Origin of the sequence: Streptomyces sp. NPDC001668 (assembly GCF_042893155.1) — a bacterium.
In the GTDB taxonomy this organism is placed as follows: domain Bacteria; phylum Actinomycetota; class Actinomycetes; order Streptomycetales; family Streptomycetaceae; genus Streptomyces.
Window position 1 is genome coordinate 173,529 of sequence record NZ_JBIAUQ010000012.1, and the last position, 15,422, is coordinate 188,950.

A 15,422-nucleotide genomic window follows, 5' to 3' on the forward strand; every position below is an offset into this window, starting at 1 on the left:
TTTAACTCCCCTTGACTCGGCGGCGTACAACTTTCCACGAATTGCACGTGCGCACTGGCGCTGTCCCGAACTGCCGACTTTCAATGGTCGACACCATGGCTCTGCTGCCCCCCTTCATCCGCGCGTCACGGATGCCCCCGTACCTCGCCGGCGGACTGCCCGCCGATGACGAGGTGCTGCTCGACGCGCCCGACGACCGGCTCGGACCCGCGCTGGTCGCCGCCGGGCAGGGCACGTACGGCCCCGCGGCCGAGCTGCTCGCCGTGACCCGCGAGAGCGCCGCCTGGGAGCTGCGCGACCGGTACGTCCGGCGCCTCTCCGCCTTCGCCCGCTCGCGCCCCGAGTGGTACGACGCCTGGCGCGCCGAAGCCCCGTACGACCCGGACCAGCTGCTGCTCGGCGCCCAGCTCGCGGTGGACCGCGTCTGGGAGTCACCGGCCCGGGCGGAGCTGCTGCGTGAGGTGAGCCCGCTGATCACGGCCGCGGCGCGCGGCGAGGACCGCGACCCGGTGCCGTGGCGGATCGCGCTGGACCACGCGCGCGGCTCGCAGGCCGGGCACACCTACTTCGGGGAGCTGTGGGAGGCGGCCCTCAGGCGGGCCCCGCTCCACTACGGCTGCCATGTCGCCGCCCTGCGCTATCTGGCCACCTCCTGGCGCGGCTCGTACCGCGAGTGCTTCGACTTCGCCGACCGGGCCGCGCAGGACGCCCCGCCCGGCTCCCTCATCCAGGCGCTGCCCGCGCGGGCGGCCCTCGCCTGTCTGACCGAGGCCGGCGGCGACGCGGTGCCGCGCGAGCGGCTGGACGCGGCGGCCGACCGGGCCATCGAGCTGTCCGCCGCGTTCACGGCCGCCGACCCCTGGCCGGCCGAGATCCGCAACAAGCTGGTCTTCGTCCTGGTGCGCCTCGGCCGCTGGACGGACGCCCTGGAGCAGCTGCGGATGCTCGGCCCGTACGCGACCTCGTTCCCCTGGGGCCGGGAGTCGGAGGACCCGCTGGGACGCTTCCTGGAGGTCCGCGAGGAGGTCCGGCAGCGCGCCCTGATCCATCCAGGGAGTGGGCACGGGGGGCGTGTCCGCTCCTGGGGCCATTAGGCTTTGGCGCCGTGACCACCGTGCGGCTCCCGCTCTTCCCCCTGAACACCGTGCTGTTCCCGGGGCTCGTGCTTCCTCTCAACGTCTTCGAGGAGCGCTATCGCGCCATGATGCGCGAACTGCTGAAGACCCCCGAGGAGGAACCGCGCCGGTTCGCCGTCGTGGCGATCCGCGACGGCCACGAGGTGGCGCCCAGCGCCACCGGCCTGCCGGACCGGACGGCCGTGCCGGACAGCGGCCCCGCGGCCGGCTTCGGCGACGACCCGGTCAAGGCGTTCCACGCGGTCGGCTGCGTGGCGGACGCGGCGACGGTACGGGAGCGTCCCGACGGCACCTTCGAGGTCCTGGCCACGGGGACGACCCGGGTCCGTCTCCTGTCCGTCGACGCCTCGGGCCCCTATCTGACGGCCGAGCTGGAGGAGCTGCCGGAGGAGGCGGGCGACGAGTCGGGGGCTCTCGCGGAGGGAGTCCTGCGGGCCTTCCGCCAGTACCAGAAGCGCCTGGCGGGAGCGAGGGAACGCTCGCTGTCGTCCGACACGGACCTGCCGGACGAACCGTCGGTGGTCTCGTACCTGGTGGCGGCCGCGATGATGCTGGACACCTCCACGAAGCAGCGCCTGCTCCAGGCCCCCGACACCGCCTCCCGCCTCCGCGACGAACTGAAACTCCTGCGCGCGGAGACCGCGATCATCCGTAATCTGCCGTCGTTGCCGGCGTCGGAACTGACGCTGGGCCCGACGAGTCTGAACTGAGGCCGGAACCCGTCAGATGGCGAAGAAGTCGAAGAAACAGCAGTCCGGGGGCACCCCCGCGACGGTGGCGCTGACCACGGCGGGCGTGCCCTTCACGGTGCACGCCTACGACCACGACCCCTCCCACCCCTCCTACGGCGAGGAGGCCGCCGAGGCGATGGGCGTCTCCCCCGACCGCGTCTTCAAGACCCTGGTGGCGGACGTGGACGGCGCCCTCACGGTGGCCGTGGTCCCGGTGGCAGGCTCACTGGACCTGAAGGCCCTGGCGACGGCGGTGGGCGGGAAGCGGGCGGCGATGGCCGACCCGGCCCTCGCGGAACGCACCACGGGCTATGTCCGGGGCGGCATCTCCCCGCTGGGCCAGCGCAAGCGGCTCCCCACGGTCCTCGACGCCTCGGCCTCCGCCCACGACACCATCTGCGTCTCGGCCGGCCGCCGGGGCCTGGAGGTGGAACTCGCGCCGAAGGACCTGGCCGGCCTCACGAACGCGGTCCTGGCGCCCATCGGCCGCGCGTGACCCCTCGACGAGTGCCCCTTCCTGGACTAAGCAGAAGGGGCATGTCGAAGAGAACACGCAAGCGCAGGTGGCGCACGAAGAAGGGCCGCTCGAACCACGGCAGCCGCCCGGCGTAGGGCGCATTCCCGGCGGGGGTCCGGGGTCCGTCCGGGGGCGGCAGCCCCCCGTGCGGGGGCTGAAACTACTGCACAGGCGCCCCGTACCCGTCCCCCGGAACCCCCGCCCCGTACACCGGCTCAGGATCCCGGGGCCCGAACAACGCCGTCAGCCCCAGATGCACGACGAGTCCGGCCAGCGACCAGGCCAGCAACGCCCCCTTCGCCCCCAGCTTCAGCGGCGCGGAGAACGTCACCCCCTTGCCCACGGCCTTCGCGTGGGCGATCACATCGGACGTCGGCCCGAGCCACATCCCCACCCGCCACGCGAGCAGCGACGCCAGCACTCCCCCGACGGCGAGGCCCACCACCAGCGGCACCCCGCCCCGCCGCCGCCACAGGAACACGGCGAGCGCGCTCACGAACCCGAAGGCCAGGGCCAGCAGAGTGAGCGTCCCGTCCACTCCCACCGCCTGCTCCCCCTCGGTGTCCTTGAGGTAGACGACCCAGTTCCCCTGCTCGTCCACATCCCCGACGAGCGGCACATGCGGCGCCAGCCACCACCACAGCACCCCGAGCAGCACCCCGCCGAGCGCCACGGCGACCGTGATCACCGCGCCCTCGATCAGTTCGGTCTTCATCCCGGGCCCGCCCTGCCCGTACCGGGCTTCGGCAGGGGCCGCGTACCCGGCGGGAGCCTGCCACGCATCGTGCGGGGACGGTTCGTGCGGCGGCGGAGGAGGTGTCAACGGAGCGGTCACCCTGACATCGTGCCAGGCCCGCCTGTGCGGCGCGTCACCGGACGGCCGCCCGACGGTAGGCCCAGGTGGCGACGGCCAGCGAGACCACGCCCACGCACCCGCACACGGCGAGGTCACCGAGCACGAAGGCCCAGTCGGGGTGCGGCCCGAAGGTCCGGGCGAAGGCTTCGACGCCGTAGGTCGACGGCAGCAGGTCCCGGGCGAACCGCACCGCCTCGGGCATCCGGTCGGCGGGCAGCACCCCGAGCAGCAGCGCGGCGGACATGCCGAGCTGCCCCAGCAGGGTGGCCAGTTCCGGCCGGGGCGCGAGCAGTCCGAGCGCCGCGCCGAGGCCCGCCAGGGCGGCACCGGCCAGCGGAATCACCGCCGCCAGCACCCACAGATGCGCCAGCGGCAGCCCGAACAGCACACACCCGAAGACCGCGGTCACCACGGTCCCGGGCACGGTGAAGGAGGCGTACGCGCCCGCGGCGCCGAGCACCACGGCGGCGGGCGGCACCGGCAGGGTGGCGTAGTGGTCGAGGCCGCCGCTCGCCCGCAGCTGCCCGAAGTACTGCGCGAGCAGGTTGAGCGCGACGAAGGCGACGACCAGCACGGACGCCCCGGCGACCACGGACTGCGCCTCGCCCCCGCCGTCCACGACACCGCGCATCAGGATCATGATCCCGATCGACTGGAAGGTCGCCACGAACAGCAGCGGGATGCGCGCGACCCGCGCGCGGGACAACTGCGCCCGGTACACGGCCGCCAGCGACGGCCACAGCCGCGCGCGCGGCCCGAGCTCGGCGGCCGCGTCCCGGCCCGTCTCCGCGACGGCCGGCGCGCCGCCCGGCAGAGCCTCGGCGGGTACGACACTCACGTGGCTCTGCTCCTCTTCGCTCCGGCGGTCGCCCCGTGACGTACGGATACGGCCGTCCCCGTGCTCAACCGGCTCACGCCTTCACCAGCCCCTGCTGCGCGGCCCCGCCCAGCGCGAGGTACACGTCCTCCAGGCTGGGGGTGGCGAGCGTGAAGTCGTCCAGGGCGGCGAACGCGGCCCCGCCGGTGACGGTGGCCACGACCGCGCGGGCCTCCTCGGGGGCGAGCCGCAGCGTCCAGCGGCGCCCGGCGGCCACGGCCCGGTCCTGGAGGGCGGCGACCTCGGGGACGTGCAGCGGGGCCGCGTCGCGCCACACCAGGTCCACGCGGACCTCTCCGGCGACCTGTTCCTTGAGCCCGGAAGGCGTGTCGCAGGCGATCACACGGCCCTGGTCGAGGACGGCGACCCGGTCCAGGACCGTCTCCGCCTCGATGACGTTGTGGGTGACGAGAAGGACGGTGGTCCCCCGCTCGGCCCGCCGCCGGTCCACGGCGGACCACACCGCGCGCCGTGCCACCGGGTCCATCGCGGTGGTCGGCTCGTCGAGCACGAGCAGCGGCCGCTCCCCGACCAGCGCCGACGCGAAGCACGCGAGCCGCCGCTGCCCGCCGGACAGCTTCTTCAGCGGCCGTCCGGCGATCGGTGTGAGCCCCAGTTCGTCGAGTACGGCGTCCCGCTCGGCCCGCGCCCGCCTGGCCTCCAGGCCGCGCAGCCGGCCGGTGGTCTCGGCGGCGAGGGAGACGGTGAGCTCGTCGAGGGCGCTGGACTCCTGCCCGAGGTAGGCGAGGATCCGCGAGGCCCGGTCCGGGTGGCGCACGATGTCGTGCCCGAGGATCTCGACGCTGCCGCTGTCGGGCCGCATCAGCCCGGTGAGCTGCCGTACCAGCGTGGTCTTCCCGGCGCCGTTCGGCCCGAGCAGCCCGAAGATCTCACCGCGCCGGATGTCCAGCCGTACGTCGTCGGTGGCCCGCACCTCGGGCGTCGCCGGCGTCCCGCGCCGCCCGCGCACCGCGGGATAGGTCTTGGTCAGCCCGCGCACCGCACACACGACATCCCCACTGTGTCGAAGTGCCGGTGCAGCGCGCGTACTCACAAGGGACGAGACTACGGGGTCGGGCCGCTTTACTCGCCCTTGGGGCGGTGTATGTGCCGTTTCACTCCCCGGCGGGAGCGTGCTCCGCCGCGGTCCGCACATCGATCTCCCGCCAGAACCCGGCGCGGATCGCGTAACGGTCGTGCTCGTCGATCTGGTCGTCCTTGTGCGCGAGCAGCCCGAACCGGGCCGCGTACCTGAGCAGTTCCCCGTCGATCCGGTGCGGCACCCGCGGGTACATCCCGGACAGCCGCTGCAGGTGCGTCTGGTCCCCGAGCCGCTCCATCCACCGCCGCGCGAAGACCTGCCCCACCTCGAACGGGTCGCCGCCGACCGTGGTGATGTCCTCCTCCCGGTCGGCCCACCGCTGCTCGGCCGTGGTGAGCTGCGCGAGGGTCGGCATGGAGGCGACCTCGGGCGGCTCGGCGGCACCGCTGGGCCGGTCCACCCAGCCCTTGTCGGAGGACCAGCGCAGGGTCGCGCTCGCGGGGTGCTGGGCGGGCTGGGCACCGGGCGCCCGCAGCGCGGCGAGGTCCTTGGGCGTCGGTACGCCCTTGGGGGCGGGCACCCTTTCCTGTGTGCCGTTCTCCGAGGTGGCCGCCGGGGCGTGCTCACTGTCCTCGGCGGTCCGCTCGGGCGCCTGCGAGAGCGCGGACTCGGGCAGCGGCGCCGAGAGGATCGCGGCGATCTCGGGACGCGGCACGGGCGGCGGCGCGCAGACCCCGCCGAGATCCTTCGCGCGGACGGCCTTGGTGATCCACGCCCGGTCCAGCACCCGCCGCTCGTCCGCCTCGGCGACCAGGTCCTCCGACTGGTTGTAGTCCCCGTCGGCGGCCTGCACGGCCCACAGGTGTACGGCGACCCCGTGCTCCTTGGCGGCCATCATGCCCGGCAGCAGATCCCCGTCGCCGGTGACGAGGACGACGTCGGAGCAGGCGCGGTTGCGGGCCAGCTCGGTGAGCTCGGCGTGCATGGCGGCGTCCACGCCCTTCTGGGCCCAGCGTCCGTCGCTGCGGGTCAGGGCGCCGAGCCGGACGGTCACCCGGGGCATCACGCGCAGTCTGCGGTGCTCGGGCTGCGGGACGCGGTCGGGGGCGCCGTCGAACCAGTAGATGCGCAGCAGGGGCCGTTCCGTGTCGGACTCGGCCCGGTCGCGCAGCCCTTGGACCAGGGCGGCGTGGTCGACGGTGATGCGGGAACGGGAGGGCTCCCCGGCGAGGAGACTGGCGGCGGCCCCCAGCAGATACCCGGCGTCCACCAGGACGATGCAGCGGTCCACGGGTCCACCCTCTTTCCGGGAGGTTTGCTTCGGGCTTCCTTCGAGTCTGCCCGACCGCGCGGGGGTTAACGGCCGGAACTCGATCTTCGGCGTGGCGTTTCGGGGCATCGGCCGGCGACTTTCCCTGTCACGCACGGTAATTATCCGAAATGCACCTCTTGCCAGCCTATGTGAATCTGGTTCCGGCCCTGGCCCCTAGAACCCCACAGGAGGCACCACCATGGCCAAGAACAAGAAGCAGAACCGTAAGCCGTCGCAGACCGAGCGCGCCGGGCAGGAGCCCCAGCACTCCTCGATGGACTCGCAGACCGAGCAGCATGCCCCGCAGGTGACCCCCGGCGACGTGGCCCGCAAGGGGCGGCAGAAAAGCTTCGGCCACAACTGACATCTGCATAAAGGGTTGTTGAGACCCAGTACACAGAAGGGCGCACCCCGTCAGGAGTGCGCCCCTCTGCGTGTCCGGAGCCCAGGTGGGTCAGCCCGCCAGGCAGGACGGTCCGAGCAGCACCTTCAGGTCGCCGAAGAGCGCCGGGTCGGGTTTCACCCGGTGCCGGTCAAGGCGCAGGACCGTGGTCTTGCTGGGCCCCTGGAGCCGGATGCGGACCTCGCTCTCGCCCTTGTGGTGGCTGAGGATCTCACCGAGGCGGCTGACCATCGGCGGGGTGACCTTGAGCGCCGGGATGGTGAGGATCACCGGCGCGTTGGTGCCCGCGTTGGACAGGTCGGGGACCTGGAGCTCCATCGCGACCAGGCGGGGCACGTCCTCGCGCTTGTCGAGGCGGCCCTTGACGAAGACCACGGCGTCCTCGACGAGTTGGGTCGAGACCAGCTGGTAGGTGGCCGGGAAGAACATGCACTCGATGGATCCGGCGAGGTCCTCGACGGTGGCGATCGCCCAGGCGTTGCCCTGCTTGGTCATCTTGCGCTGGAGGCCGGAGATGATGCCGCCGATGGTGACGACCGCGCCGTCCGCGTGCTCACCGCCGGTGAGCTGGGCGATGCCCGCGTCGGCCTTGTCGGACAGCACGTGCTCCAGGCCGAAGAGCGGGTGGTCGGAGACGTAGAGACCGAGCATCTCCCGCTCCTGGGCGAGCAGATAGGTCTTGTCCCACTCCTCGGTGGTGAACTCCACGTCCAGCCCGAAGCCGGGCTCGCTGGTGTCCTCCTCACCCATCCCGCCGAAGAGGTCGAACTGGCCCTCGGCCTCCTTGCGCTTGACCGCGACCACGTTGTCGATCATCGGTTCGTACTGCGCGGTGAGGCCCTTGCGGGTGTGTCCGAGGGTGTCGAAGGCGCCCGCCTTGATCAGCGACTCCGTGGTGCGCTTGTTGCAGGCGACCGCCTCGACCTTGTCGAGGTAGTCGGGGAAGGAGGCGTACTTCCCCTTGGCCTTGCGGCTCTTGATGATCGACTCGACCACGTTGGTGCCGACGTTGCGCACGGCCTCCAGGCCGAAGAGGATCACGTCGTCGCCCTGCGCGGCGAAGTTGTGCACCGACTCGTTGACGTTGGGCGGGAGCACCTTGATGCCCATGCGGCGGCACTCGTTGAGGTAGACCGCCGACTTGTCCTTGTCGTCCTTGACCGAGGTCAGCAGGGCGGCCATGTACTCGGCCGGGTAGTTGGCCTTCAGGTAGGCGGTCCAGTACGACACCAGTCCGTACGCGGCGGAGTGCGCCTTGTTGAAGGCGTATCCGGCGAAGGGGACCAGCACGTCCCACAGGGCCTTGATGGCCTCTTCGCTGTAGCCGTTCTTCTGGGCACCGGCCTGGAAGATGGTGAAGTTCTTCGCCAGTTCGTCGGGCTTCTTCTTGCCCATCACGCGGCGCAGGATGTCGGCCTCGCCGAGCGAGTAACCGGCGATGATCTGGGCGGCCTTCTGCACCTGCTCCTGGTACACGATCAGGCCGTAGGTGACGTCCAGGACCTCCCTGAGGGGCTCTTCGAGCTCCGGGTGGATGGGGGTGATCTCCTGGAGCTTGTTCTTGCGCAGCGCGTAGTTGGTGTGCGAGTCCATGCCCATCGGGCCGGGACGGTAGAGCGCGGAGACGGCGGAGATGTCCTCGAAGTTGTCGGGCTTCATCAGGCGCAGCAGCGAGCGCATGGGGCCGCCGTCGAACTGGAAGACGCCGAGGGTCTCACCGCGCTGGAGCAGTTCGAAGGTCGTCGGGTCGTCCAGCGGGAGGCTCAGCAGCTCCAGGTCGATGCCCTTGTTGGACTTCACCATCTTGACGGCGTCGTCCATGATCGTCAGGTTGCGCAGGCCGAGGAAGTCCATCTTCAGCAGGCCGAGCGACTCGCAGCTCGGGTAGTCCCACTGCGTGATGGTCACGCCGTCGGTGTGCCGGACCCAGACGGGCACGTGCTCGGTGATGGTCTCGCTGGACATGATCACGCCGGCGGCGTGCACGCCCATCTGCCGGACCAGGCCCTCGACGCCCTTGGCGGTGTCGATGACCTTCTTCACGTCCGGTTCGTTCTCGTACATCCCGCGGACCTCGCCCGCCTCCGAGTAACGGGGGTGCGAGGGGTCGGTGATGCCGTTGAGGTCGATGCCCTTGCCGAGGACGTCGGCGGGCATGGCCTTGGTGATGCGGTCGCCCATCGCGTACGGGTAGCCCAGCACGCGCGCGGAGTCCTTGATCGCGTTCTTGGCCTTGATCTTGCCGTAGGTGCCGATCATGGCGACCTTGTCGGCGCCGTACTTCTCGGTCACGTACCGGATCACCTCGACGCGCCGACGCTCGTCGAAGTCGATGTCGACATCGGGCATGGAGACGCGCTCGGGGTTGAGGAACCGCTCGAAGATCAGGCCGTGCGGGATCGGGTCGAGGTCGGTGATGCCCATGGCGTAGGCGACGATCGAACCGGCCGCGGAGCCTCGGCCGGGGCCGACCGCGATGCCGTTGTTCTTGGCCCACATGATGAAGTCGGCGACCACGAGGAAGTAGCCCGGGAACCCCATCTGGATGATGACGTCCATCTCGTACTCGACCTGCCGCTGGCGGTCCTCGGGGATGCCGCCCGGGAAGCGGCGCTCCATGCCGCGGCGGACCTCCTCCTTGAACCAGGTGACCTCGGTGTAGCCGTCCGGGATGTCGAACTTCGGCATGAGGTTCTTGGCCTCGAACATGCCGGTGGTGTCGACCATCTCGGCGATCAGGAGGGTGTTGGCGCAGCCCTCCTGCCAGGCGTCCGAGGAGTCGATGGCGTACATCTCCTCCGTGGACTTCAGGTAGTAGCCGGTGCCGTCGAACTTGAAGCGGTCCGGGTCGGAGAGGTTCTTGCCGGTCTGGATGCACAGCAGGGCGTCGTGGGCGGTCGCCTCGTGCGCGTACGTGTAGTGCGAGTCGTTGGTGACCAGCGGGGGGATGCCGAGCTTCTTGCCGATCTCCAGCAGGCCGTCGCGGACCCGGTGCTCGATCTCGATGCCGTGGTCCATCAGCTCCAGGAAGTAGCGGTCCTTGCCGAAGATGTCCTGGTAGTCGGCGGCCGCCTTCAGTGCCTCGTCGTACTGGCCGAGGCGCAGCCGGGTCTGGAGCTCGCCGGAGGGGCAGCCGGTGGAGGCGACGATCCCCTCGGACCACTGGGAGATCGTCTCCTTGTCCATCCGGGGCCACTTCTGCAGCCAGCCCTCGGCGTAGGCGTCGGAGGAGAGCCGGAAGAGGTTGTGCAGGCCGGTCGAGTTCACGGCCCACATCGTCTTGTGGGTGTAACCACCCGAACCGGAGACGTCGTCCCGCTTCTGGTGCGGCTGGCCCCACTGGATCTTGCGCTTGTTGCGCCGGGACTCGGGCGCGACATACGCCTCGATCCCGATGATCGGGGTGACCCCGGCCTTCTTCGCCGAGTGGAAGAAGTCGTACGCCCCGTGGAGGTTGCCGTGGTCGGACATGGCGATATGGGTCATGCCCATCTCGTTGCACGCGTTGAACATGTCCTTGAGCCGCGCGGCACCGTCCAGCAGGGAGTACTGGGTGTGGACGTGCAGGTGCGTGAACGGCGGCTTTGACACGGCATGGCCTCCATGGAAAACACTCGACGACAGACGGGCGGACAGTGGGGGGACAGCGACGAAGTCTATGCCTCGGCACTGACACTCAGGGGGCCGCCCCGCGTACCTTCACAACGAGGGTCGCGGGCACTTTCACCCGGGCCCGCCCGTTGGAGAGACGACAGAAACGCTGTCGTACAGATGTACCAGGAGGCACCCCGCGATGTCGGTTCCGCAGCTCAACGACGAGCACCGCGGCGAGGAGATCCTCGCTGTCTTCGACACCGCCTTCGGCGAGCTCCTGGCCGCCGATCCGGCAGCGTTCCGCGTGAAGTTCCGGAAGATGGCGGCCTCGGCGTTCGCGTTCTACCGCGGGACGGCGTGCCTCTTCTACCACGACCTGGACGCTGAGACGAGGGGCGGCCCGTACCTGGACGAGCGCACCTCGCGCGTATGGATCCACGGCGATCTGCACGCGGAGAACTTCGGCACGTACCTGGACGCCAACGGCCGGCTGATCTTCAACGTCAACGACTTCGACGAGGCCTACGTCGGCCCCTTCACCTGGGACCTCAAGCGCTTCGGCGCCTCCGTCGCGCTGATCGGGTACGCCAAGGCGCTCAGTGACGAGCAGATCACCGAGCTGGTGGAGGTGTACGCGGGCGCGTACCGCGAGCGGATCCACGCCCTGGCCACCGGCGCCAAGAGCGACGAGGTGCCGCCCTTCACCCTGGACACCGCCCAGGGCCCCCTCCTGGACGCGCTGCGCGACGCCCGCTCGCTGACCCGCTTCGGCCTCCTGGAGTCGATGACGGAGATCCGCGACTTCGAGCGCCGCTTCGCGCCGGGCGGCGGCTCCATCGAGCTGGACGCGGCCACCCGCTACAAGGTGCTCGCGGCCTTCGACGGCTATCTGGAGACCCTCCCGGAGGCCTCCCTGGCCCGCCCGGACTCCTACCGCGTCAAGGACGTCGTCGGCCGCCGCGGGATCGGCATCGGTTCGGCGGGGCTGCCGTCGTACAACATCCTTCTCGAGGGGCACACCGACGCCCTGGAGAACGACGTGGTGATCTACATCAAGCAGGCCCAGACCCCGGCCGTCTCCCGGCACATCACCGACCCGGCGATCCGCGACTACTTCCAGCACGAGGGCCACCGCACGGTGATCTCCCAGCGCGCTCTCCAGCAGCACGCCGACCCGTGGCTGGGCTGGACCGAACTGGGCGGCGCGGGCCAGCTGGTCGCGGAGATCTCGCCGTACGCGGTGGACCTGGACTGGGGCGACATCGACGACCCGGAGGAGATCGCGGGGGTCGTCGCCGACCTCGGCCGGGCCACGGCCACCATGCACGCGGCGGCCGACGACACCTCGGGCGAGTCCCTGGTGCCCTTCTCGACGGAGCGGGCCATCGACGCGGCGATCGCGGCCGACGAGGACGGCTTCGCGGGCCTCCTGGTCGACTTCGCGCACAGCTACGGCGCACGCGCGCGTGCCGACCACCAGACCTTCGTCGACCTGTTCCGCAACGGCCGTATCCCCGGCCTGTGACAGGCCCCATACCACTGTCGATAACGATAGGGCCGCTCACAGGGACTCTTTAGGGGTCCCTTACAGGCCCGCGTGTCACACTCTCCACGCTATGGACATATCCGGGACCCAGCTACGAGCGCTCCGCGCGGCGCTGTTCACGGCACTCGTCGTGACGCTCAGCACCGCGTCGCACGTGCTGCTGTCCCGGGCTCCCCTGCCGCTCAACACGGTGGCGGTGGTCGCCGTCGCCGTGTTCGCGCTCTCCTACGCGCTGGCCGGCCGGGAGCGCGGCTACGGGCGGATCGCCGCCGTGCTGATCCCGCTGGAGCTCGCCGCCGACACCGTCTTCACCACCGGCCAGCACGTCTGTTACGGCGCCGCGGGCGGCCCGGTGGCCGGCCCGCTGCGCTCGGTCGGCTGGGACGTGTTCTGCGGTGACGGCACCAGCGTCGGCTCACCGCTGGCCCGGATGACCGGGACCGACCCCGGCCGGCTCGGCGGCCTGCTCGCCCACGCCGACCCGCGGACCGCGTGGCTGCTGCTGGCCGCCCACGTCTGCGTCGGCATGATCGCGGCCGCCTGGCTGCGCCGCGGCGAGCGGGCCCTGGCCCAGCTGCTGCGGGCCGTCGCCGCCACGACCTTCCGGCCGCTGCTCCTCGCGGCCGCCGCGCTGACCGTGCGGTCGGCGCCGGAACCGGCCCGCCCGGCGCGCCCCGGCCGCCGTACGGCCGTCGCTCTCGACGAGATCCTCGTGCACTCCCTGGGACGGCGTGGACCGCCGTGCTCGCCCGCTGCCGCCTGAACCCGCCGCAGCGTCCGAGCACTCCAGTCCCCACCCACGTATCCCCGCACACCACGTGTGCGCGTCCCCCGATGGAGATCACCGAAATGAGCAAGCGGAACAGCCAGGCCTCGAAGACCGCCGCCCGTGAGCGGTTGCGGCAGGAGCGTGAGCGCCAGGCCAAGCGCGACAAGGTCAAGCGCCAGGTCATCGTCGCCTGCTCCGCCGTCGGCGTCCTGGCGATAGCCGGCGGCATCGGCTACGCGGTCGTCCAGAGCAACAAGCCCAGTTACTGGGAAGAGGCCAAGAACGACAAGCTCGTCAAGCCGGCCAACAGCACGGGCGCCAACGGCACGACCGTCGTCATCGGCAAGAGCACCGCCAAGAAGACCCTGGTCATGTACGAGGACCCGCGCTGCCCCGTGTGCGCCCAGTTCGAGCAGACGGTCGGCTCGACCGTCGACAAGGACGTCGCGGACGGCAAGTTCAAGCTCCAGTACGTCGGCGCCACCTTCCTCGACGGCAACCTCGGCGGCGAGGGCTCCAAGAACGGCCTCAGCGCCCTCGGCGCGGCACTGAACGTCAGCCCCGAGGCGTTCCTGAAGTACAAGACCGCGATGTACTCCACGAAGTGGCATCCCGACGAGAGCGGCCCGGACAAGTTCAAGGACGACTCCTACCTCATCAAGATCGCGCAGACCGTCCCGGAGCTGAAGGACAACAAGACCTTCCAGAACGCCGTGAAGAACGGCACCTACGACAAGTGGGCCCTGGACATGTCCGAGAAGTTCAACAAGGACGGCGCGACCGGCACCCCGACCCTGAGGATGGACGGCAAGAACCTGACCGGCCCCGACGGCAAGAGCGCGCCGATGACGGTCGCCGACTTCAACACGGCGCTCCAGGCGGCCCTGAAGGGCTGATCCCCGCACCCTTCAGGCAAAGAGCGGGCGAACTTTCACGAGTTCGCCCGCTCCCGTTAATACCGATCAGTAACCTGATCGGCCGTGACTAGTAGACAGAGAACAGCCGACAGCAACTCCCTGTCCCCGCGCCGCCGTACGGTCGTCAAGGCCGCGGCGGCCACCGCTGTCCTGGCCGCCCCGCTGGCCGCCGCCTGGCCGGCCGGTGCCGTTGAAGCCCCCGTCTTCCTGCACGGCGTGGCCTCCGGCGACCCGCTCCCGGACGGCATCCTGCTGTGGACCCGGGTGACCCCGACGCCCGAGGCCGTGCCCGGTTCCGGACTCGGTCCGGACACCGAGGTCGGCTGGGTCGTCGCCAGGGACAAGGCCTTCACGAACGTCGTCGCCAAGGGTTCCGTCACCGCGACCGCCGCCTCCGACCACACCGTCAAGGCGGACGTACGCGGCCTCGCGCCCGCGACCGACTACTGGTTCCGTTTCTCGGCGGGCGGCACCGACTCCCCGGCGGCGCGCACCCGCACCGCGCCGGCGGCGGACGCGGCCGTCGCGAACCTCCGCTTCGGCGTGGTCTCCTGCGCCAACTGGGAGGCCGGCTACTTCTCCTCGTACCGCCACCTCGCGGCCCGCGGCGACCTGGACGCCTGGCTGCACCTGGGCGACTACATCTACGAGTACGGCACCGGCGAGTACGGCACCCGCGACACCGTCGTACGGCAGCACGCGCCGACGCACGAGATCCTGACCCTCGCCGACTACCGGACCCGGCACGGCAAGTACAAGACCGACCCGGACCTCCAGGCCCTGCACGCGGTCGCCCCGGTCGTCGCGATCTGGGACGACCACGAGTTCGCCAACGACGCCTGGTCGGGCGGTGCCGAGAACCACACCGAGGGCGCGGAGGGTGCCTGGTCGGCCCGTCAGGCCGCCGCCAAGCAGGCCTACTTCGAGTGGATGCCGGTCCGTCCGGCCCTCGCGGGCACCACCTACCGCCGACTGCGTTTCGGCAAGCTCGCCGACCTCTCGCTGCTCGACCTGCGGTCCTTCCGCTCCCAGCAGGCCGCCGTGGGCAACGGCTCGGTCGACGACCCGGACCGCACGATCACCGGCCGCGCCCAGCTGGACTGGCTCAAGGCGGGGCTGAAGTCCTCCGACACGACCTGGCGGCTGGTCGGCAACTCCGTGATGATCTCGCCGTTCGCGATCGGCTCGCTCTCCGCCGATCTGCTCAGGCCCCTCGCCGAGCTGCTGGGGCTGCCGAAGGAGGGCCTCGCCCTCAACCCCGACCAGTGGGACGGCTACACGGACGACCGCCGTGAACTCCTCGCCCACCTGCGCTCCAACGCCATCCGCAACACCGTCTTCCTGACCGGGGACATCCACATGGCGTGGGCCAACGACGTGCCGGTGGACGCCGGAACCTACCCGCTGTCGGCCTCGGCCGCCACGGAGTTCGTCGTCACCTCGGTGACCTCCGACAACCTCGACGACCTCCTGAAGGTCCCCGAGGGCACGGTCACCGCGCTCGCCGCGCCGGTCATCCAGGTCGCCAACCGGCACGTCCACTGGGTCGACACCGACCGCCACGGCTACGGCGTCCTGGACATCACCGCCGAGCGGGCGCAGATGGACTACTACGTGCTCTCCGACAAGACCAAGGCCGACGCGACCTCGTCCTGGGCGCGTTCGTACCGCACCCGGACCGGCACGCAGAAGGTCGAGCGGACGTACACCCCGGTCTAGGCC

13 protein-coding genes are annotated in these 15,422 nt (G+C 70.8%); 8 read left to right on the forward strand and 5 right to left on the reverse strand.

Annotated elements, in window-relative coordinates:
* Window positions 1-83 precede the first annotated feature (83 nt).
* From ACFYZ8_RS31205 to ybaK, 3 genes are read left to right on the forward strand one after another with little or no spacing between them, the layout of a single operon-like run.
* Complete coding sequence (locus tag ACFYZ8_RS31205) at window positions 84-1,094, forward strand: hypothetical protein (protein ID WP_388541630.1); 1,011 nt, start codon at window positions 84-86, stop codon at window positions 1,092-1,094.
* Between the two features lie 11 nt (window positions 1,095-1,105).
* Entirely contained in the window at window positions 1,106-1,846 is a 741-nt protein-coding gene (locus ACFYZ8_RS31210; RefSeq protein WP_388541628.1) for an LON peptidase substrate-binding domain-containing protein, read from the forward strand.
* 16 nt (window positions 1,847-1,862) lie between these two features.
* Window positions 1,863-2,363 (forward strand): Cys-tRNA(Pro) deacylase, encoded by a 501-nt coding sequence (ybaK, locus tag ACFYZ8_RS31215; RefSeq protein ID WP_359029475.1) that lies wholly within the window; start codon window positions 1,863-1,865, stop codon window positions 2,361-2,363.
* 181 nt (window positions 2,364-2,544) lie between these two features.
* On the opposite strand, the gene ACFYZ8_RS31220 is transcribed toward ybaK, so the two are convergent.
* The 4 genes from ACFYZ8_RS31220 to ACFYZ8_RS31235 form a co-directional block, all read right to left on the reverse strand.
* Window positions 2,545-3,219, reverse strand: a complete 675-nt coding sequence (locus ACFYZ8_RS31220) for an AAA family ATPase (RefSeq protein ID WP_359029474.1) — start codon at window positions 3,217-3,219, stop codon at window positions 2,545-2,547.
* Between the two features lie 34 nt (window positions 3,220-3,253).
* Window positions 3,254-4,078, reverse strand: a complete 825-nt coding sequence (locus ACFYZ8_RS31225) for an ABC transporter permease (protein ID WP_359029473.1) — start codon at window positions 4,076-4,078, stop codon at window positions 3,254-3,256.
* Window positions 4,079-4,151: 73 nt separating this feature from the next.
* Window positions 4,152-5,126 (reverse strand): ABC transporter ATP-binding protein, encoded by a 975-nt coding sequence (locus tag ACFYZ8_RS31230; protein WP_388541624.1) that lies wholly within the window; start codon window positions 5,124-5,126, stop codon window positions 4,152-4,154.
* A gap of 106 nt (window positions 5,127-5,232) precedes the next feature.
* Complete coding sequence (locus tag ACFYZ8_RS31235) at window positions 5,233-6,450, reverse strand: NYN domain-containing protein (protein WP_359029471.1); 1,218 nt, start codon at window positions 6,448-6,450, stop codon at window positions 5,233-5,235.
* Window positions 6,451-6,670: 220 nt separating this feature from the next.
* Between ACFYZ8_RS31235 and ACFYZ8_RS31240 the strand changes: the two genes are divergently transcribed.
* The gene (locus ACFYZ8_RS31240; RefSeq protein ID WP_388541621.1) at window positions 6,671-6,835 is read left to right on the forward strand and encodes a hypothetical protein; all 165 of its coding nucleotides are present in this window, start codon (window positions 6,671-6,673) and stop codon (window positions 6,833-6,835) included.
* A 90-nt stretch (window positions 6,836-6,925) separates the two neighbouring features.
* Here ACFYZ8_RS31240 and dnaE read toward each other — a convergent pair whose 3' ends face one another.
* Window positions 6,926-10,465, reverse strand: coding sequence for a DNA polymerase III subunit alpha (dnaE, locus tag ACFYZ8_RS31245; protein ID WP_359029469.1), 3,540 nt, complete (start codon window positions 10,463-10,465; stop codon window positions 6,926-6,928).
* A 202-nt stretch (window positions 10,466-10,667) separates the two neighbouring features.
* Between dnaE and ACFYZ8_RS31250 the strand changes: the two genes are divergently transcribed.
* The 4 genes from ACFYZ8_RS31250 to ACFYZ8_RS31265 all read left to right on the forward strand — a co-directional run bounded on the left by ACFYZ8_RS31250 (window position 10,668) and on the right by ACFYZ8_RS31265 (window position 15,419).
* A complete protein-coding gene (locus tag ACFYZ8_RS31250) occupies window positions 10,668-11,993 on the forward strand; it encodes a DUF2252 domain-containing protein (RefSeq protein ID WP_388541618.1) in 1,326 nt (441 codons plus the stop codon).
* Window positions 11,994-12,084: 91 nt separating this feature from the next.
* A complete protein-coding gene (locus tag ACFYZ8_RS31255) occupies window positions 12,085-12,777 on the forward strand; it encodes a hypothetical protein (RefSeq protein WP_359029467.1) in 693 nt (230 codons plus the stop codon).
* An 86-nt stretch (window positions 12,778-12,863) separates the two neighbouring features.
* On the forward strand, window positions 12,864-13,679 hold the full coding sequence (locus ACFYZ8_RS31260) for a thioredoxin domain-containing protein (RefSeq protein ID WP_359029466.1): 816 nt from the start codon (window positions 12,864-12,866) through the stop codon (window positions 13,677-13,679).
* Between the two features lie 84 nt (window positions 13,680-13,763).
* Window positions 13,764-15,419 (forward strand): alkaline phosphatase D family protein, encoded by a 1,656-nt coding sequence (locus tag ACFYZ8_RS31265; protein ID WP_388541614.1) that lies wholly within the window; start codon window positions 13,764-13,766, stop codon window positions 15,417-15,419.
* The last annotated feature ends 3 nt before the right edge of the window (window positions 15,420-15,422 follow it).

Bases quoted from the DNA above. Each gene is read 5' to 3' on its own strand.
- ACFYZ8_RS31205 (WP_388541630.1), top strand. From the start codon at position 84: ATGGTCGACACCATGGCTCTGCTGCCCCCCTTCATCCGCGCGTCACGG.
- ybaK (WP_359029475.1), top strand. From the start codon at position 1,863: ATGGCGAAGAAGTCGAAGAAACAGCAGTCCGGGGGCACCCCCGCGACG.
- ACFYZ8_RS31240 (WP_388541621.1), top strand. From the start codon at position 6,671: ATGGCCAAGAACAAGAAGCAGAACCGTAAGCCGTCGCAGACCGAGCGC.
- ACFYZ8_RS31250 (WP_388541618.1), top strand. From the start codon at position 10,668: ATGTCGGTTCCGCAGCTCAACGACGAGCACCGCGGCGAGGAGATCCTC.
- ACFYZ8_RS31255 (WP_359029467.1), top strand. From the start codon at position 12,085: ATGGACATATCCGGGACCCAGCTACGAGCGCTCCGCGCGGCGCTGTTC.
- ACFYZ8_RS31260 (WP_359029466.1), top strand. From the start codon at position 12,864: ATGAGCAAGCGGAACAGCCAGGCCTCGAAGACCGCCGCCCGTGAGCGG.